Annotated in this window: 14 protein-coding genes; all 14 read left to right on the top strand. The window is 38.7% G+C overall.

The genetic code is table 11. The features are described from left to right. On the top strand, positions 1-1,802 hold a 1,802-nt coding region (locus V7077_RS26765; RefSeq protein WP_335507639.1), incomplete at its 5' end, for a sensor histidine kinase. After that, complete coding sequence (locus tag V7077_RS26760) at positions 1,780-3,342, top strand: response regulator transcription factor (protein WP_335507637.1); 1,563 nt, start codon at positions 1,780-1,782, stop codon at positions 3,340-3,342. The genes V7077_RS26765 and V7077_RS26760, both read left to right, overlap by 23 nt. Positions 3,343-3,367: 25 nt before the next feature. Further along, on the top strand, positions 3,368-4,660 hold the full coding sequence (locus tag V7077_RS26755; protein ID WP_335507635.1) for an ABC transporter substrate-binding protein: 1,293 nt from the start codon (positions 3,368-3,370) through the stop codon (positions 4,658-4,660). Positions 4,661-4,841: 181 nt separating this feature from the next. Beyond that, positions 4,842-6,152, top strand: coding sequence for an ABC transporter substrate-binding protein (locus V7077_RS26750; protein ID WP_335507633.1), 1,311 nt, complete (start codon positions 4,842-4,844; stop codon positions 6,150-6,152). 86 nt (positions 6,153-6,238) lie between these two features. Next, complete coding sequence (locus tag V7077_RS26745) at positions 6,239-7,201, top strand: carbohydrate ABC transporter permease (protein ID WP_335507632.1); 963 nt, start codon at positions 6,239-6,241, stop codon at positions 7,199-7,201. A gap of 3 nt (positions 7,202-7,204) precedes the next feature. After that, positions 7,205-8,044: a carbohydrate ABC transporter permease gene (locus V7077_RS26740; RefSeq protein ID WP_335507629.1), complete on the top strand. Its 840-nt coding sequence runs from the start codon at positions 7,205-7,207 to the stop codon at positions 8,042-8,044. A gap of 72 nt (positions 8,045-8,116) precedes the next feature. Continuing rightward, positions 8,117-8,761, top strand: a complete 645-nt coding sequence (locus tag V7077_RS26735) for a YesL family protein (protein ID WP_335507627.1) — start codon at positions 8,117-8,119, stop codon at positions 8,759-8,761. A gap of 126 nt (positions 8,762-8,887) precedes the next feature. Continuing rightward, complete coding sequence (locus V7077_RS26730) at positions 8,888-12,124, top strand: hypothetical protein (RefSeq protein ID WP_335507625.1); 3,237 nt, start codon at positions 8,888-8,890, stop codon at positions 12,122-12,124. 66 nt (positions 12,125-12,190) lie between these two features. Continuing rightward, positions 12,191-12,982 (top strand): alpha/beta hydrolase, encoded by a 792-nt coding sequence (locus V7077_RS26725; protein ID WP_335507623.1) that lies wholly within the window; start codon positions 12,191-12,193, stop codon positions 12,980-12,982. 326 nt (positions 12,983-13,308) lie between these two features. Next, entirely contained in the window at positions 13,309-14,025 is a 717-nt protein-coding gene (locus V7077_RS26720) for a (Fe-S)-binding protein (protein ID WP_335507621.1), read from the top strand. Positions 14,026-14,074: 49 nt separating this feature from the next. After that, positions 14,075-15,499 carry a LutB/LldF family L-lactate oxidation iron-sulfur protein gene (locus V7077_RS26715; RefSeq protein WP_335507619.1) on the top strand — a complete coding sequence of 475 codons (1,425 nt, stop codon included), beginning with the start codon at positions 14,075-14,077 and terminating at the stop codon, positions 15,497-15,499. Positions 15,500-15,501: 2 nt separating this feature from the next. Continuing rightward, the gene (locus V7077_RS26710) at positions 15,502-16,221 is read left to right on the top strand and encodes a LutC/YkgG family protein (protein WP_335507617.1); all 720 of its coding nucleotides are present in this window, start codon (positions 15,502-15,504) and stop codon (positions 16,219-16,221) included. A gap of 148 nt (positions 16,222-16,369) precedes the next feature. Continuing rightward, complete coding sequence (locus tag V7077_RS26705) at positions 16,370-17,332, top strand: Gfo/Idh/MocA family protein (RefSeq protein ID WP_335507615.1); 963 nt, start codon at positions 16,370-16,372, stop codon at positions 17,330-17,332. A gap of 118 nt (positions 17,333-17,450) precedes the next feature. Continuing rightward, the gene (locus V7077_RS26700; RefSeq protein WP_335507613.1) at positions 17,451-19,520 is read left to right on the top strand and encodes a bifunctional aldolase/short-chain dehydrogenase; all 2,070 of its coding nucleotides are present in this window, start codon (positions 17,451-17,453) and stop codon (positions 19,518-19,520) included. Positions 19,521-19,762: the final 242 nt, after the last annotated feature.

Genomic DNA, 19,762 nt, shown 5'->3' with positions numbered 1-19,762 from the left:
AGAAAACGTTAATGAAGAAAGTTTTTGATTTATTGAAAAGAAAATATGCGAATCTAAAAATTAAATATAAATTGTTTATTTTAGTTTCATGGATTATGATTAGTTCCTTTTTATTCACCTTCCTTGGATTACAATATGCTTTTCATATATATGATGAACAAATCTACAGTAAATCTTCGCAAGTGTTAAGTACATCCTCCAATATTATAGAAAACGAACTCCAAAAAATGGAAGATGTTTCTTACAATATCTTAACAGATCCTCAAATTCAACAGTACTTAGCAACAAAGGGTGAAAATAAAACAGAGTACGAGAGTTATCGTATTCATTCAAATATGGTGGATAAATTATTAAGCTACGTGAACAATGAGAAATACATACAATCCGTCATTCTTGTCGATACGAATGGGGAAGAGTACGTTGCTGGGCCTAGATCTTTTAAATTACCATCTGATTTAAAAATGAGTATTTTGCGAGAAGCCTTGTTAGCAGATGGAAAAAACATCTGGGTTAACCCTCATGGAAATGATTTTACGATTGTCACAGCTCGAGAAATAAGACAATATAAGAATTTGAGTTTTGAACCATTAGGTACATTGATTATTAATATGAATATGGACAAACTTGTCAGCAGCCTCTTTGAGGGATCAAGTAAAATTGATGGCGAATTTTTAATTACCAACCATCAAGAACTTATTTATCCGACAGAATCTGCAAGTCCATTGAAAAAAATAGCCATGTCTATGAATGAGAAACCTGGCTACCAAATAAAAACGATTGAAGGTAAAAATTATTTTCTGGTTCACATAAACTCCCATTACTTTGATTGGAGTTATGTAAATGCCATACCATTTAATCAAATCTTTAAAAATATTAGTTTCATAAAAACAGTACTTATTATCGTTTTTATTTTAATGTTTTTTATTGTAACGATTCTCGGCATCAGATTTGTTAGAAATATCACTATTCCTCTAGAGAACTTAGTTGAAGGTATGCATTATGTGCAAAACGGCGATTTTAAGGAAGCTCAGAAGGGTTTCATGGAGTCTTCCGTTCTCTCCAATGATGAAGTAGGTAAGTTGCATGAAACCTTTCAAACGATGACTCAACAAATGGATGAATTGGTAAATGAAAACCTCACTAAGCAGCTGACAATTAAAGAAACTGAATTTAAAGCCTTACAGGCACAGATCAATCCTCACTTTTTATACAACACCTTGGAGTCAATTAACTGGCTCGCTAAAATGAATGATCAAGACCAAATATCGAAGATGGTTGAAGCACTTGGTTTTCTGCTGCGAAATTCAATAAGCCTAAAGAAACGGCTCATCCCGATTGAAGATGAGTTAAACATTGTTAAGAATTATATTGTCATACAGAAATATAGATTTGAAGAAAGATTGGAATTTAGCATGCAGGTGGATTCTGACCTGTTTGAGGCCTATATACCTAAATTAACCCTGCAGCCCCTAGTGGAAAATGCCATTCATTATGCGTTGGAGAATATGGTAGATGTATGTAAAATAAGAATTTATTCTGAAGTAAATAAGGATTATTTTCAGCTAATCGTCGAAGATAATGGTCCTGGAATGGAACCTTCTTTTCTAGAAAAGTTAAGGAAAGGGGAGGTAAAGACAAGGGGACAAGGAATTGGCTTAGCCAATATTATGGAGCGGATTAAACTTTCATTTGGAAGCGATTACGGAGTTGAAATTGAAAGTGAACCTAATAAAGGAGCAAAAATCATTTTAGTTCTGCCATATGACAGGGGGGAAGAACATGTACAAAGTATTGTTAGTTGATGATGAAAGAATCATAACCGACGGTATGTCAAAAGTGATTAAATGGGGGTCAATCGGGACAAGTTTAATGGGGACGGCGAAGAATGGACTTGAAGCCTTTGAGAAAATCACACAGAATAAACCGGATATTGTAATAAGTGATATTAAAATGCCTGGAATGAATGGACTTGAATTGGTAGCAAAAGTACATGAACATTATCCAGAGATTCGTTTTATCTTGTTATCAGGGTTTAGTGAATTTGATTATGCCAAGCAGGCAATGGTGTATGGGGTAAAACATTATTTGCTTAAACCCTGTAATGAAAATACGATTATCGAAGCACTTAAGGAAATTAGTGAAGAGTTAAATCAGGAGAAAGAAAGGGAACAATTTATTACAAATATGCAAGAAACCCTTGAGAATGTTCTTCCCTATGCAAAGGAACAGTGGTTAAAGGAATATATAACAAATATATATGCAAATACAGACTCTACATCCTATCAAAAACTTCTTGAGTTCGATTTAGACCTATCCAATGTTCGACTAGTTTTATTCCAGATAGAGGGTACATTTCAAGTTGAGCAATTGTTTGCCATAAAAAACATTGCTGAATTGAATTTTAAATCATACATTCTTAGTTGCTCAGTAGGTGAATTAATTTTAATCCTTTTGAGGGATGATGGTGAACATAGTCAGTTGCATGAAAAAATTGAAAAGATTAGAAAAAACTTTTATCAATATTATCAATTGGATTGCACCATTGCTGTAAGTGAAACGGGGAAAATCAGCCATGCGAATAAATTATACAAGGAAGCACTGGATTGTCTAAATTATCGTTTTTATTTAGGTGAAGGCAGTATTATTACCAAAGAAGACATAGATAATCATAATGACGATTATGATCAGCAGGAATTTTATTATGATGATCAGAAATTCTGCCGAATGGTTAAATCAGGGTGTTGGAGAGAAGTTGAGGGTGAAATTATCAGTTTTTTCAACTGCTTAGCCGATTTAAGATTAGATATTAGTGCGACCAAATCCTATGTCATTCAACTTTTTAATAGTATGATTCGTTTATGCGATGCCCATAGTATGAACTCCTACTTAACGAAACTGCAGGTTCTATTAGAATTAGAAACAATACATAGCATGAAGTCCTTTTTCAAGGATATCGCCGCGGAAATCACGGATGTATTTTTTCAACAAACCAAAAATAAACATTCCTCCATTATTAGCAGAGTACTTGAAATTATTGAAAATCATATCGCGGATCCTCAGCTTAACCTGCAATGGGTTGCAAATGAGATGTTGTATATGAATGCTGATTATCTCGGAAAGCTGTTTAAAAAAGAAACGGGTGAGAAATTCTCTAATTATCTGACTCGAGTTCGCATCGATAAGGCGATTTATATGATTATCAATGAAAGTGATGTAAAAATCTTTGAGTTAGCTGAAAAAATTGGGTTTGGAGAAAATGCCCAATATTTTAGTCAGGTTTTCAAAAAGCAAACTGGGTTTACACCTTCTGAATATAAACGTGAAGCAGTCCAAGGTATGTAATATGAGACAAAAGGGGAATAAAACGATGAAAAAACTATTAATCTCCATTTTACCCCTGGTAGTAATGTTGGCCTGTACTGGTTGTTCAGTAAGCAGCAGTGCGGATTCTTCCAAAAATCAAGAAGAAAAAATCACCCTTAGGTTTGCTTGGTGGGGCGAACAGCCTAGAAACGATTATACATTGAAGGTTATAAAATTGTTTGAAGAAAAGAATCCAGATATCCATATTGAATTTGAATTTTCAAATTGGGATGACTATTGGAAGCGGTTAGCCCCCATGGCCGCTGCCAACCAGTTACCAGACATTATGCAAATGGATCTTCTCTATTTAAAAGCATATAGTGCCAACAACTTACTTGAAGATTTAACACCCTACATCGAAAATAACACCATCAATACAAAGTACATTGATGAGAAAATCCTTTCAGGGGGAAAAGTAATGGACAAACTATATGGTTTTCCATTAGGGTTAAATGCCCCTGCTGTAATCATGGATTCCAATTTAGTTGCTTCTGCAACCAATCATGTCCCTAAACAGAACTGGACCTGGGAGGAATTTGAAAAAATAGCCATGGAGGTTCACAAACAAAAAAATATATATGGAACGAATGGAATGAAACCGCCAGAGGTATTTTTCCCCTACTTTCTGCGCACAAATGGAAGGGATTTATATAATTCGGATGGCACGTCATTAGGATATAAGGATGATCAATTATTTGTCGATTACTTTGATAGGCAATTAAGATTACTAAACGAAGGAGCTTTCCCGAGGGTTGATGTAACAGAACAGATTAAAGGGATTGAAGATGAGCTATTAGTGAGACAACAAGCTCCGATGACATGGGCCTATTCTAATCAATATTATGGTTTTTCAAAAGAATCAGGACGCTCGCTGGAGATTCTTGCCCCACCAGGGCCAAATCAACAGACAAGTTTGTCTGTAAGAGCCAGTATGCTTTTTTCAATCACCAAAGGCTCGAAACATAAGGAGGCCGCCGCAAGATTTATTAACTTTTTTGTTAACGATATAGAGGCTAATAAGTTAATTAAAGGTGAACGAGGTGTTCCTGTTTCATCCAAAGTGGCGGAGACCGTTAAAAAGGGCCTTTCCACAGAACAGAAAAAAGCTTTTGACTACGTATTTAATGTTGAAAATACAAATAGCAAGGTTGAGATAGCAGATCCAATTGGAGGAATTGAAGTTGTTCATATGTTACAGGATATCTCTGAACAAATCCTTTTTAAAAAAATCACACCTCTAGAAGGGGCACAGAAATTTAGAAAAGAGGCAAATGAAATACTACAGAAAAATAAATAAATAACTTAAAAGACTCCATTGGGGATTGTAAATAATCCAAATCGGAGTCTTTTTTATTTTTAATACTATAATGTCTGATTTTTAAACAAACTGCTCGGTTATTTGTATTCAGACAATTCTAACAGTGAAGGTATAATTACAAATGTAAACACTTACAAAAGGAACAAGGGGGACTCAATTAATGAAAAAGTTCATGGTTATGCTGTTTTCACTCATTCTAGTATTCTCGTTAGCAGCATGCAGCGGAAGCAGTACGACAAGTAAGAGCGAATCTGATGGAAAAGAAAAAGCTGCAGGTAAAGATGAAAAAGTTACACTTCGTATAGCTTGGTGGGGATCACAGCCAAGACATGATTACACGTTAAAAATCATTGATATGTATGAGAAGCAAAACCCTAATGTAAAGATTGAAGCAGAATATGCTAGCTGGGATGATTATTGGAAAAAGCTAGCCCCTCAAGCAGCTGCCAGCCAATTGCCAGACATTATTCAAATGGACCTTTCTTATTTCTCTCAATACGCACAAAACAATCAAATCGCTGATTTAACTCCATACTTAGACAAGCAAATCGACACCAAAGACACCAATCAAAATATTATCGATGGAGGAAAACTGGGCGACAAATTATATGGACTAAATGCAGGGGTAAACGTAGTAGGTTTCCACTATGATCCAGCATTACTTAAAAAAGTTGGTGTAGACTCCCTTGATCAAAATTGGACTTGGGATGACTATAAAGAAATCGCTAAAAAAGCAAAAGCCGCTGGATTATTTATGGATACAGGTATGAAAGCAGATGTATTCTTTAACTATTATTTAAGAACACAAGGAAAATCACTTTATAGTAAAGATGGTACAAAACTAGGCTACTCAGATGATAAGCTGTTTGAAGATTTCTTCAATATGACTTCAGGTTTAGTAAAAGCAAAAGAAGTTCCAACCCCTGACTTCATGGCCCAAATTAAAGGTATTGAAGACGACCCTGTAGTCACGCAAAAAGCAATCGGTATTTGGCAATGGTCGAACCAATTCGTAGGTTTACAGCAAGTGGCTAATAGACCGCTAGAAATTAATAATATGCCTGGACCTGACAGCAATAAAGGGTTGTACTTAAAACCAAGTATGTTCTGGTCAGTCGCAAATAACTCTAAGCATAAAGAAGAAGCAGCGAAGTTTGTTAACTTCCTGACTAATGATATTGAAGCGAATAAATTAGCTCTTGGCGATCGTGGGGTACCGGGATCTGCAGCTGTTAAAGAGGCCTTAAAGCCTTTACTTTCTCCAGCACAGCAGCAAGTATTTGAATATGTTGAATGGGCTGAGAAAAATAGTTCTGCATTTGATGGTCCCGATCCAGTTGGAGCAGGTGAAGTGATCGAGTTATTTGACAGCTTAAACGAGCAAATGAGCTATGGAAATATTAAGGTAAAAGATGCAGCAAAACAATTTAGACAACAGGCTGAAAGCATTTTATCTCAAAATAAGAAGTAATTGTAATTCGGGTAGCTGGTCCTTTCTCGGATCAGCTATCACCCTTTCATTTTAGGGTGATGATCCAGAGAAAAGGAGATGGCTATATGGCAACAACTAACATTGTTAAGGAAAACACACAAGAAAATGTTTATATTGCTCCTGCAAGTTCACGTAATAAGGCCCTCAAGGAAAATATCCAAGGCTATTTATTTATCAGCCCCTTTGTGGTTGGATTCCTTGCCTTCACATTAATCCCAATACTTGTCTCATTATATTTATCTTTCACTAACTATAATCTGTTTTCAGCCCCTCGATGGATTGGTCTAGAAAACTACAACAAAATGTTTACCGCAGATCCACGTTATTGGCAATCATTAAAAGTAACTCTCATTTATGTGTTTGCGGGTGTACCGCTAAGATTAGCGTTTGCCCTTTTAATTGCGATCATGCTAAATACGGCATCCAGAGCAGTTGGTTTATATCGGTCCTTATTTTATCTTCCTTCTTTGATTGGCGGCAGTGTTGCAGTAGCAATCATGTGGCGCAACATCTTTGGAGACCAAGGGATTATAAATATTTTGCTTCAATTCCTTGGAATCCCTACTGTACGCTGGTTCGGTGATCCAACGGCCGCTTTGTGGATGTTAATCTTTTTATCGATATGGCAGTTTGGTTCTTCGATGCTGATTTTCTTGGCAGGTTTAAAGGGAATTCCGAAAAGCTATTATGAAGCGGCAAGTGTAGACGGTGCATATGGCTGGCAAAAATTCACTAAAATCACCCTGCCAATGCTAAGTCCGGTCATTTTATTCAATACAGTTATGCAGACCATTGCTGCGTTTATGACATTTGTTCCAGCCTTTATTATTTCCAAAGGTACTGGCGGTCCTTTAGATGGGACACTTCTATACTCGCTCTATTTATTCTTACAAGGTTTCGAGTTCTTCAATATGGGCTACGCCGCTGCAATGGCATGGATCATGCTTATTATTGTAGGAATATTAACGGCTATCATTTTTGCGACATCAAAATTCTGGGTTCACTACGAATCAGAAGGAGGAAAATAACGTATGCGGATAAAATCAGCAAAATGGTGGACTTACCATATCCTTGTCGGTGGGTTTGCAGTTCTCATGCTTTATCCAGTTATTTGGCTTCTGATGAGCTCCTTTAAGGAAAGTAATTCTATTTTCGTAACAGCCAAATCACTGATACCTGATCCATTCATTGTGGATAACTTTGCCGAAGGCTGGAAGGGAATTGGTGGAAATACCTTTGGCGTATTTATCAAGAATACTGCGATTCTGGTTATCGTTACATTAATTGGTCAAGTTATTTCATCGTCGCTAATTGCCTTTGGTTTTGCAAGATTAGAATTTAAAGGGAAAGCACTCTGGTTCGGACTCATGATGGTAACCTTGATGCTGCCATATGAGGTGGTAATGGTTCCACAATATATCATCTTTTCAAAACTTGGGTGGCTTAACTCGATTAAGCCGATTGCAGTGCCAGCATACTTTGGACATCCATTCTTTATTTTCTTATTAGTTCAATTTATCCGGACAATTCCGAGAGAATTGGATGAGGCTGCAACAATCGATGGGTGTAATACCTTTAAAATTTTCTATAAAATCATACTCCCATTAATTAAACCGGCGTTGGCAACGGCAGCGATTTTCTCATTCTATTGGACTTGGGATTCCTTACTGGGACCAGTTCTATACTTAAACAGCCCGGCAAAATATACTGTTTCAATGGCGTTAAATATGTTCCTAAGTAATGAAACCGTTTCTAACTGGGGTGCCATGTTCGCCATGTCCGTAGTGACCCTGGTTCCAGTCTTTGTCATCTTCTTTGTTTTCCAAAGATATGTAGTAGAAGGAATCAGTACGAGCGGATTAAAAGGTTGATGATTCGTGCCATTCCCTTAAACGGGAGTGGCAGGGCTTGATCAACTTTATAATATCTGAAGGAGAATGCATATGGAAACTTCGAGTATTTTGGGTGGTATTTATAAACTAATGGATTGGATTTCGAAACTCGCTTTACTAAATCTTTTATGGATTGCTTGTACTATTCTTGGTTTGGGTGTTTTCGGCCTTTTTCCTTCTACTGTGGCAATGTTTGCGGTAGTCCGAAAATGGATGCTAGGTGAGGAGGGGGGAGCAATTGTCAAAACCTTCTGGGCTTCTTATAAAAAGGAATTTGTAAAAAGTAATATCCTCGGTGTGATTATTGCGGCTTTAGTGTTGGTGTTATATGCGGATCTGTTATTCATCCAAAATGCAGAAAAAGATCTGGCCGCATTTCTCCATATACCATTTTTTATCATCACGTTTATTTTTGTATGTACACTTTTTTATCTCATTCCTATATTTGTCCATTATGAGATGAAATTAACAGAGGTAATTAAGAATTCATTTTTTGTTATGATTATGAATCCACTTTCCACTCTATATATGCTGATAGGAAGTTTTGGAATCTGTTTTGTTCTATCCTATGTACCGCCTATCTGTATCTTATTTAGCGGAAATTTATTAGCCATGCTATTTATGAAACCTGCATGTAACTCGTTTAATAAGATTCAGCGTAAGCATGAGGTTTACTTACAGGAACAAGGTATATAGAATCGGGTCACCTTAACGGCTGCCCGATTTTTTATATAAAAATTTACGAACAAGGAGGATAGATAAAACTGCATCTATGAATCTTTCATAAAGAAATTATTCATATTCTTTAATTGGAGGAAAATAATGATTAAAAAGTTTTCAAAAAAGTTGCCGGTGGTCGTGAGTTCTGCGATGGTCTTATCAATGTTTGCTGGGGCAGGAGTAGTCCCGACAAAACAAACCCATGCAGCTGAGTTGACTAGTCTAAAATTTGACTTTGGTTCCAGCACTAGTCCTGTAGCAAAAGGATATACACAAGTGACTAATGATATGCTTTATAGCAAAGATAGAAGATATGGATTAAACAAAGTTGTAAGTAACCGAGATCGATTAGCACCTGACGACCTTCGCAGAGATTTTATTAATGGAACAAACTATACCTTCTCAGTGGATGTTCCTAATGGAGAGTGTTATGTAAGTGTACTAACTGGGGATCAATCAGCTGGTAATAAAACTAGTTTTACCGTAGAGAGACAATCATTGGGTACTATTTCTACAAGTGCTGGTAACTTCGCAGAAAAGTCGATAATTGTGACTGTCCAAGATGGTCAGCTTAACGTTGATATTGGTACGGATGGCCGGATAAATGCGATTGAAATTATCCCGATAACGGCTCCAACTGGATTAGCAATTACTGAAAAGACACTTTATCCTGATACGTCTGTTTCATTAAAATGGGATGTGGTAAATGGAGCAGCAAGTTACAATGTTTATAGAAAAGCAGAGGGAGAAACAGCGTCGACTAAAGTTGGGAGCACAAGTACCCCTGAATTTAAAGACGAAACGGTTCAACTTGGTTTGAAATACGAATATACCGTAACTCAAGTAAATGAAAAGGGAATTGAATCAGCAGAAAGTACTCCAATTAATGCAGCTCTAGTAGATGAAACAAAGGAAGTGCCGAAAACTCCTACAGGTACAACACTCATCAATTCAACCGACAAATCGCTCACTTTCCATTGGAATACTTCGGATGATGCTTTGATGTATTATGTCTATCGGGCAAAGTCTCCGCAAGGGCCATTTGAAAGAGTGGGGATTTCTAAAAATGGGGAGTTTACTGATCAGTCCGTTTCACCAACAAGACATTATTACTACAGAGTATCAGCTGTAAACCTAGGAGGTATTTCTGATCCTTCAAATACGATTGAAACCCCAATAACAAAAGTGGTTCAACGTCAAATGGAAAAGCTTGACCGGGGCCTAGTGGCTGTAAAAGTAGAAAATGGTGTTTATGTGGGCTGGCGAATGTTAGGGACAGAACCGGAAGGCGTGGCCTTTAACGTTTATCGAGACGGACAAAAGGTAAATAAAGACCCGATTACGTCAAGCACTAACTATTTAGACAAAAACGGAACAAAAGATTCCAAATACGATGTTCGTGCTGTATTCAATGGAAATGAGGAACCGCTGGCAAGAGCTTCAGCTGTTGTGTGGGGACAAAATTATTACGATCTCCCAATTCAAAAACCAGAGGGTGGTACGACTCCTGACGGAAAATCCTATACATATAGTGCCAATGATGCAAGTGTAGGAGATGTGGATGGAGATGGTCAATACGAGATCATCTTAAAATGGTACCCATCTAATGCCAAGGATAATTCCCAATCAGGCTATACTGGAAATACTTATGTAGATGCTTATAAGTTTGATGGGACAAGACTGTGGCGGATCGATCTAGGCAAAAATATTCGTTCTGGGGCCCATTATACTCAAATGATGGTTTATGATTTAGATGGAGACGGGAAAGCAGAAGTTGCTATGAAAACAGCTGATGGAACCGTTGATGGACAAGGGAACGTTATCGGTGATGCCAATGCAGAATACCGTAATTCCAGCGGCTATATTCTAAGCGGACCAGAATTTTTAACTATTTTTGATGGCTTAACAGGGAAAGCGCTAACAACAACAGATTATGATCCGCCAAGAGGCAATGTTGCAGATTGGGGGGATAGCTACGGTAACCGTGTAGACCGCTTCCTCGCGGGTATTGCCTATTTGGATGGGGAAAGACCAACTCTTCTTATGGCACGCGGCTATTATACAAGAGCTGTCATTGCTGCTTATAATTGGCGTGATGGCAAGTTAACAAAAGTGTGGACGTTTGATAGTAATAAAGCAGGCAATGAAGGGTATGCTGGACAAGGGTACCACAATCTAAGTGTGGCTGATGTAGATCAGGATGGTAAAGATGAAGTAGTCTATGGTGCAGCGGTAATAGATGATAATGGAACGGGTCTCTATACAACGGGCTTAGGCCACGGAGATGCCCAGCATGTAGGTGACTTAGATCCAACCCGTCCTGGTTTAGAGATGTTCGCTGTTCATGAGGATAAAAACTCAAAGTTTGGAATCGAATTTAGAGACGTCGAAACCGGTGAGGCCATTTGGGGTAAATATACCGGAAGAGATACAGGACGAGGATTATCGGCGGATATCGATCCTAGATACCCGGGCGAAGAGGCGTGGGCAGTTGGGGGTGCATGGAATGACCCAACTGGAGATATGTTTACGGCTAAAGGAGAAAAGATTTCATCTGACATCCCTGGTGCCAACTTTGCCATCTGGTGGGATGGCGACCTCCAGCGCGAGATACTAGATCATGGTAATTTTAATGATGCTGATCAAGTCGGGGTTGGAACGATTGGTAAGTGGGACTACGAGAATAAAAAACTTGTAAATATTTTAACTGCAGATGGAACTTTCTCTAATAACGGTACAAAGGGTAATCCTAACTTACAAGCCGATTTATTTGGTGACTGGAGAGAAGAAGTTATTTGGAGAACGGAAGATAGCAGTGCATTACGAATCTATACAACTACAGATATGACAGAACAGCGTATCCGAACATTGATGCACGATCCTGTGTACCGTTCAGGTATTGCTTGGCAAAATGTTGGATACAATCAGCCGCCGCATACTAGCTTCTTCTTAGGCTACGATATGCCAACGCCTCCAGTTCCAAATTTATTCTTAAATAAAGTGATTCCTGCCACAGTCGATGTTAATCCAAATGTAATTGATAGAAAACAGACTAGCGATAATGTTCCATTGACTGTTACTATTGAATTGGATAAGGAACATAAAGTTTCAGAGATTAATTCTGCAACTGTTAAAATGGTTGTTAACGGAAAAATAATTTTTGCAAAAACACATCCATCAGTAAATGGCGAGAAAACGAATAAACTATTGGTTAAATTTGATAGACAGCAAGTTTCAGAAGCTTTAAAAGGTTATACTGGAACTGTTCAGGTCAATATTAATGGGTTCTTACAGGACGGGGAAAGCTTTAATTCAAAGGCTGAATTAACTTTGAAATAAAGTAAAAAGTGGGAGAGACAGTGGTTCTCTCCCATTTGAATTTTATTTAAAGTGGAGGATAAAAGAATGACAGTAATTTTGCCGCTTTGGAATGAGATAAATCTTGAGGAAAGTGGACCAAACGAAAATGCGCCAAGCATCCAGCCTTTCTTATTAGAAGGATCTGGGCCCTTTCCGGTTATTATAGTGGCGGCGGGCGGTGCGTATGCTAGACGGGCAGAACATGAGGCTTACCCGGTTGCGGAATGGTTAAATTCAATTGGAATCTCAGCGGTAGTGCTCAATTATCGGGTCGCGCCCTACAAGCATCCTATTCCATTGAATGAAGCCAAAAGGGCTATTCGTATGGTTCGATCTCAAGGTGAAGTCTGGAATCTAGATCCAAACCGTGTGGGAATCCTTGGATTTTCTGCTGGAGGGCATCTAGCATCCAGTGTTGGAACTCATTATGATAAGGGAAACTTGGAGGCCGAGGACCCTGTTGAGCGATATAGCAGCCGTCCTGATCTAATGATTCTTTGTTATCCCGTGATCTCGATGGGAGCATATACACACGAAGGAAGCAGAACAAATTTATTAGGCGAATATCCTGACACTGAGTTAGTTGAACTTTTATCGAATGAAAAACAAATTTCAGAGGAAACACCACCAGCATTTTTATGGCATACTGCCGATGATGCCTCGGTATCGGTCGAGAATAGTTTACTGTTTGCAGCGGGGTTAGGCCGACATAAGGTTCCATTTGATTTACATATCTTTGAAAGCGGCAGGCACGGATTGGGTTTGGCTGTGGAACATACCGAGGCTGGGGAATGGCCGAGACTATGTGAAAAATGGTTAAGGAAACAGAATTTTTAACTTCTGTTTGAAGGGTTGTTTTTTGAGAAGTACAGTGGTTTTATGGAAAGTGCCGATAAGTACCTGAAAAGTGCCGATAAGTTGTTAAAAAGTGCTGATAAGTTCCCTGAAAGTGCCGATAACTTCACGAAAAGTGCCGATAAAGTAAAAAATTAAAGATGATGAAAGAATCGATAGTTGCTTTCGGGCATCTGTCGATTTATTTTTTTATTAAAAGATTACTATTCAAAAGTAAACAAACATGTAATATAATAAAAACAAAAATAAATAAAAATCTAATTCAGTTATTTAAGATTTTTAGCTTCATTTAAAGGGGATGAAGATTGATGAAGGTCAGCCTATTTGCAACCTGCCTTGTAGACATGTTCCAAAGTAATGTTGGAAAAGCAACCGTTGAATTACTAGAAAGACTTGGCTGCGAGATTGAGTTTCCAGAGTCACAAGTATGCTGCGGTCAGCCGGCATATAACAGCGGTTACACAAAAGAATCAAAAGAAGCTATGAAGCGGATGATAGAAACATTCCAAGATGCTGAATATGTAGTATCACCATCGGGATCATGTGCCTTTATGTTCCACGAATATCAACATGTTTTTAAAGGAGATCCTGTTTGGGGGCCAAAGGCCAAAAAACTGGCAGAAAAAACATACGAACTGACACAATTCATTGTAGATGTGTTAAAAGTTGAAGATGTTGGGGCAAAGTTTGAGGGAAAAGCCACCTACCATACCTCATGCCATATGACCAGATTACTAGGTGTTAAAAGGGCACCAATGATTCTATTGAATAATGTCAAAGGATTAGAGTTTACCGAATTACCAGGAAAAGAACAATGCTGCGGATTCGGGGGAACCTTCTCTGTTAAAATGACACAAATTTCTGAACAGATGGTCGATGAAAAGGTTTGCCATGTTGAAGAAACAGAGGCCGATTATTTAATTGGTGCGGATGCAGGCTGTTTGATGAATATTGGCGGCAGGATTGATCGTAAAGGTAAACCGGTAAAGGTTCTTCATATTGCCGAAGTATTAAATAGCCGTTAATAGATTTTTGGTGACCAATACGAGATTGCTTGGAATGGGGGAAAAATAGATGGCAATGAAGATCAGCGACCAGCAATTCAAGGAACGTGTCGATAAGGGGATTCATGATTCTTTTATGCGCGGGGCAGTAGCTGGCGCTCAAGACGGAATGGGTGTAAAGAGGCGTGTTGCCGCTGAAGAGCTTGGACATTGGGAAGAGTGGCGTTCACATGGGGAAGAAATCCGCCAGCATGTCTTAGAACATTTGGATTATTATTTAGAACAATTAAGTGAAAATGTGGCCAAAAGGGGCGGGCATGTATTCTTTGCCCAAACGAAAGAAGAGGCGAATGATTATATTCGAGACGTTGTACAGCAAAAAAATGCCAAGAAAATTGTGAAATCAAAATCAATGGTGACAGAAGAAATAAGTTTGAATGCGATGCTCGAACAAGAAGGCTGCGAAGTGATTGAAACGGACCTCGGGGAATACATCCTTCAATTGGATGACCATGATCCTCCATCCCATATTGTCGTACCAGCTTTACATAAAAATAAAGAGCAAATTCGGGACGTGTTCACTGATAAGATTGGGTACACCAAAACCTCCAAACCCGAAGAACTAGCTTGGCATGCAAGGGAAACACTCCGTCAGGAATATTTAACGGCAGATATTGGGATTACCGGCTGTAACTTTGCGGTTGCTGAGACAGGATCATTCAGTTTGGTTACGAATGAAGGGAATGCTGATTTAGTTACGGCTTTACCAAAGACACAAATTACCGTAATGGGAATGGAGCGTATTGTTCCGACGTTTGAAGAGATGGAAGTGCTCGTTTCTCTATTAACCAGAAGTGCGGTCGGACAGAAGTTAACCAGTTATATCACTGTACTAACAGGTCCTAAGGAGGAACTGGACGTAGACGGCCCGGAAGAATTCCACCTTGTCATCGTCGATAACGGCAGATCCAACATTCTTGGCGGAGAGTTTCAATCCGTTCTGCAATGTATCCGCTGTGCAGCATGTGTCAATGTTTGTCCCGTTTATCGTCATGTTGGGGGCCATTCCTATGGATCTATTTATGCAGGCCCGATTGGTGCAGTCTTATCACCATTATTAGGCGGCTATGAAGATTACAAAGAACTTCCGTATGCATCAACACTTTGCGGGGCCTGTACCGAAGTTTGCCCGGTAAAAATACCGCTGCACAACCTTCTTCATAAGCATCGGGAAGTAATCGTCGAAAAGGAAGGAAAAGCACCAATCTCAGAAAAATTAGCCATGAAAGCATTTGGACTAGGAGCAGCTTCACCGACACTCTATAAAATAGGTTCTAAAATTGCGCCAACGGCTATGAATCCTTTCACAGTAGGAGATAAAATTTCCAAGGGACCAGGACCTCTGAAAGCATGGACAGATATCCGTGAGTTCCCAGCGCCAAATAAAGAAAGATTCAGAGATTGGTTTAAAAACCGAGAACAAGGGGGCAAGTGATAATGGCAGGAACTATACAAAATCGTGAAGCCTTTCTAAATCAAATTGCCACAAGACTTGGGCGGCCGCGAATCTCTAAACCTGTGGAGAGACCAAACTGGAAATTTCGCCCTCAGGATGAGGTATTAAAAGATGCTACACAAGATGAATTGTTAAATGTATTAAAAGAACATTGTCAAAAAATTCATACCACTATATATACCACTGATCTTAGGGAGTTATCATCGATTCTTAGTGAAGTCGTCACAAATTACGGCGGCGGTCCCATTGTAACATGGAAGGATGAGCGTTTTTCCCAATGGGGACTTGATTCTTTAATGAAACAGGAATGGCCAGACCACAATATCGATGTGTACGAATGGGATCATACAAAAGGTGAAGAAAACATCACTAAAGCAGAGCAGGCCAATGTTGGGATTACCATTAGTGAAATCACCCTGGCTGAGTCGGGAACCGTTGTTTTATTTAGTGATGAGAATAAAGGACGTACCGTCAGCTTTTTGCCAGCTACCTTTATTGCTCTAATTCCAAAGAGTTCTATTGTTCCTAGAATGACACAAGCTGCGCAAAAGATGAGAGAAATCCATCAACAATCTGGCCACGTTGCATCCTGCATTAATTTTATAACCGGACCAAGTAATTCTGCTGATATTGAGTTAAATCTAGTTGTGGGTGTACATGGACCAGTTAAGGCAACTTATATCGTAATTAACGATCTTTAATGTAAATAAAAATATAGCTGCTGTTCAAAGAAATCATGTTAATTGATTTTTTCTGGACAGCTTTATTTTTAGGCTGAACTTTACTTTTTTGAAAAGGAATGAAAGCTTTAACTTATTGTCGGATAATTACAAAAGGAGCGATTTTCAAATGAAGGTTGGTTTTGTTGGTACGGGATGGTTTGCTAAAACTCATGCAAGTATTTTAGGAGAAATGAATGGAGTGAATGTAACGGCTTTTTGTGGCACTAGTATGGAAAAGGCTGAAAAAGAAGCCAGGAATTGGTCAAATGCCACTGGATACACAAATATGGAAGAGATGTTAGATAGACAAAAATTAGATGCTGTCTACATTTGTGTCCCACCGCATTCTCATGGAGCCATTGAATATGCGTTAATTGAAAGGAATATCCCATTTTTTGTGGAAAAGCCGCTTGGCATGAATGAATTACCAAATGATATTGTAAGAAAAATAAAAGAAAAGGGTCTTATTACGTCCGTAGGCTACCACTGGCGGTATAAGGATACGACTAATAGAGTTTTATCGTTACTGAATGAATGTCGAGTTGGAATGGCATTGGGTTATTGGATGGGTTCTATGCCAATGGTTCCCTGGTGGAGAGATGTACAAAAATCAGGTGGCCAATTTGTCGAACAGACCACACATATTGTGGATCTACTACGTTACTTATTTGGTGATGTTAATGAGGTATATGCAGCCTTTAATAACCAGATAATGCGGTCAAAGGTTGAAGGAACGACAGTACCCGATGTAGGAAGCGTCACAATGAAACTAAAAAATGGAATGATTTCAACTATCTCCAATACCTGTATCCTAGAAAACTATAGTAAGGTTGGGCTTGATATATATACAGATGAAGGGGTTATTGAATTAAGTAATGATTTATTACGAGTGGTAAAAGGAAACAAAGTGGAAGAATACAAAGAAGAAACAAATCCCTACCTGACAGAGAATCAAATTTTTCTTGATGCTGTCCAAACTGGAGACCCATCTAAGATACTATCAAACTATCAAGATGCGATAAAAACACACAAGGTAACTATGGCAGCCAATGATTCTGCTGCTACTGGAAAACCTATATATTTGGGATAAATCCAATAAATCAAAAAAAATGAAAGATTTATGAACTTTTTATTCAAAAATAAACAAACATATATTATAATAAAACAGAAGGTAACAAACATAAATACAAACAAACGGAGGATTTCGGATGGTACAGAATCTTTGGAATCAAGAAACAGCTTCACAGGTAACAAAAGGGGTAGAAGAATTAGTTTATCGTTCCAATTTGATTGGGTCAGATCGTGCCGTATGCAACTATGGCGGAGGTAACACTTCCATGAAGACAATTGAAAAGGATTTCCGCGGCCGTGATGTTGAAGTAATGTGGGTAAAAGGAAGCGGTTCCGATTTAGCAACAATGAAAGCCAATAATTTTACCGGTCTTAATTTAGAAGACATCCGTCCATTATTCGAACGTGACGAAATGTCAGACGAAGACATGGTTGCCTATCTTTCACATTGTATGATTGACAGCAAGCACCCAAGGGCATCAATCGAAACATTATTGCATGCATTCTTACCATTCAAACATGTGGATCACACACATCCAGACGCGATTATTAGCCTTTGCTGTGCAGACAATGGCAAGCAATTAGCCGAAGATATTTTTGGGAATCGTTTTGTTTGGGTACCATATATCCGCCCAGGATTTACTCTTTCAAAAATGATCGCACAGCGAGTTTTAAATAACCCAAATGCAGAACTAGTTTTAATGGAAAAACACGGTCTTGTTACATGGGGAGAAACTTCTGAAGAAGCATACGCAAAAACCATTCAAATTATTAATGAAGCAGAAGCATATATTAATGAAAGAATTGATGAAGCCTCTGTATTCGGCGGCCAAAAATATCCATCTCTTTCTGAAGAAGAAGCAGCTAGCATTCTAGCAAAAGTATTGCCAGTCATCCGCGGCGCAGTAAGTGACGAGAAGAAAATGCTGTTAACTTACGACCGTGGTGAAGATGTATTGCAATTTGTGAACAGCCACAATGCACCAGAACTTTCACAAATTGGTGCAGCATGTCCAGATCATCTTGTTCATACAAAAATGATTCCGCTTTATGTAAATTGGGATCCACAAACAAAAGATGTTGAGTCTTTGATTGCTAGTGTGAAAGAAGGAGTTGCTAGCTTTAAGCAATCTTACCAAGAATATTTTGAGCAAAATAAAAACGAAGGCGACAAAATGTTTGAACCGGCACCACGCGTAATTTTAATCCCAGGTGTTGGTATGGTGAACACTGGTAAGGACGTTAAAAATTCAAGAATCAGCGGAGCATTATATCACCGTGCCATCGCTGTTATGAAAGGCGCTACAACATTAGGTGAATTTGTGTCTTTAAGTGCAAACGAATCCTACAATGTTGAATACTGGCCATTAGAATTATATAAATTATCTCTTGCTCCAGCTGAAGCAGAATTCTCTAGAAAAGTAGCTTTTATTACTGGAGGAGCAGGTGGAATTGGAAGTGCAACGGCACGACGTTTAGTATCTGAAGGAGCTGCCGTTGTTCTAGCTGACTTAAACCTTGAGGGTGCGGAAAAGGTAGCGGCTGAAATTAATGAACAATATGGGGCTGACCGTGCGCTTGCGGTTAAGATGGATGTAACAAGAGAAGAAATGGTTCAAGCTGCCTTTGATCAAACAGCTTTAACATTTGGTGGAGTGGACATTATTGTTAATAATGCAGGTCTAGCAACATCTAGCCCATTCGCTGAAACAACTCTTAAAGAGTGGAACTTAAACATGAATGTGTTAGGAACAGGCTACTTCTTAGTTGCCCGCGAAGCATTCAAGCAAATGAAAGATCAAGGCATTGGCGGTAACATGGTATTCATCGGTTCTAAAAACTCGGTGTACGCTGGTAAAAATGCCGCTGCTTATAGCTCCGTAAAAGCGCTTGAAACTCACTTAGCAAGATGTATTGCTGCAGAAGGCGGTGAGTTTGGCATTCGCGTTAACTCTGTTCTTCCAGATGCAGTTCTTCAAGGTTCAGCGATTTGGGGATCAAGTTGGCGTGAAGAGCGTGCCGCAGCTTATGGTATTCACCCTGATCAATTAGAAGAACATTATCGCAAACGTACTACCTTACTTGTAAATATTTATCCTAGTGATATTGCAGAATCGATTGCATTCTTTGCTTCATCAAAATCAGATCGGACAACTGGTTGTATGTTAACAGTTGATGGCGGAGTACCGGCTGCGTTTACAAGATAATATGATTTAAAAAAAGTCTGTCATTGACAGGCTTTTTTTTGGGGATTATGTAGGAGCAAGATTGGCAGATATTAGGAGTGGTCTATTGGACAATAGGGAAGTGACGCTCAAGTATAATGTCTAATAGAATCGTTCTATTGGACAGTAATGGAGTGAACCTCAAGTATAATGTCTAATAGGGCTTGGTCTATAGGACAAATCTTCTTGCTAGCTGTTGAAATTGTCTAATAGGAGCGTTCTAA

Origin of the sequence: Neobacillus vireti, assembly GCF_036962465.1 — a bacterium.
In the GTDB taxonomy this organism is placed as follows: domain Bacteria; phylum Bacillota; class Bacilli; order Bacillales; family Cytobacillaceae; genus Neobacillus; species Neobacillus vireti_B.
This window is presented reverse-complemented; position numbering and strand designations above follow the sequence as displayed.

Coding starts and splice junctions, on each gene's coding strand:
- V7077_RS26760 (WP_335507637.1), top strand. CDS start 1,780: ATGTACAAAGTATTGTTAGTTGATGATGAAAGAATCATAACCGACGGT.
- V7077_RS26755 (WP_335507635.1), top strand. CDS start 3,368: ATGAAAAAACTATTAATCTCCATTTTACCCCTGGTAGTAATGTTGGCC.
- V7077_RS26750 (WP_335507633.1), top strand. CDS start 4,842: ATGAAAAAGTTCATGGTTATGCTGTTTTCACTCATTCTAGTATTCTCG.
- V7077_RS26745 (WP_335507632.1), top strand. CDS start 6,239: ATGGCAACAACTAACATTGTTAAGGAAAACACACAAGAAAATGTTTAT.
- V7077_RS26740 (WP_335507629.1), top strand. CDS start 7,205: ATGCGGATAAAATCAGCAAAATGGTGGACTTACCATATCCTTGTCGGT.
- V7077_RS26735 (WP_335507627.1), top strand. CDS start 8,117: ATGGAAACTTCGAGTATTTTGGGTGGTATTTATAAACTAATGGATTGG.
- V7077_RS26730 (WP_335507625.1), top strand. CDS start 8,888: ATGATTAAAAAGTTTTCAAAAAAGTTGCCGGTGGTCGTGAGTTCTGCG.
- V7077_RS26725 (WP_335507623.1), top strand. CDS start 12,191: ATGACAGTAATTTTGCCGCTTTGGAATGAGATAAATCTTGAGGAAAGT.
- V7077_RS26720 (WP_335507621.1), top strand. CDS start 13,309: ATGAAGGTCAGCCTATTTGCAACCTGCCTTGTAGACATGTTCCAAAGT.
- V7077_RS26715 (WP_335507619.1), top strand. CDS start 14,075: ATGGCAATGAAGATCAGCGACCAGCAATTCAAGGAACGTGTCGATAAG.
- V7077_RS26710 (WP_335507617.1), top strand. CDS start 15,502: ATGGCAGGAACTATACAAAATCGTGAAGCCTTTCTAAATCAAATTGCC.
- V7077_RS26705 (WP_335507615.1), top strand. CDS start 16,370: ATGAAGGTTGGTTTTGTTGGTACGGGATGGTTTGCTAAAACTCATGCA.
- V7077_RS26700 (WP_335507613.1), top strand. CDS start 17,451: ATGGTACAGAATCTTTGGAATCAAGAAACAGCTTCACAGGTAACAAAA.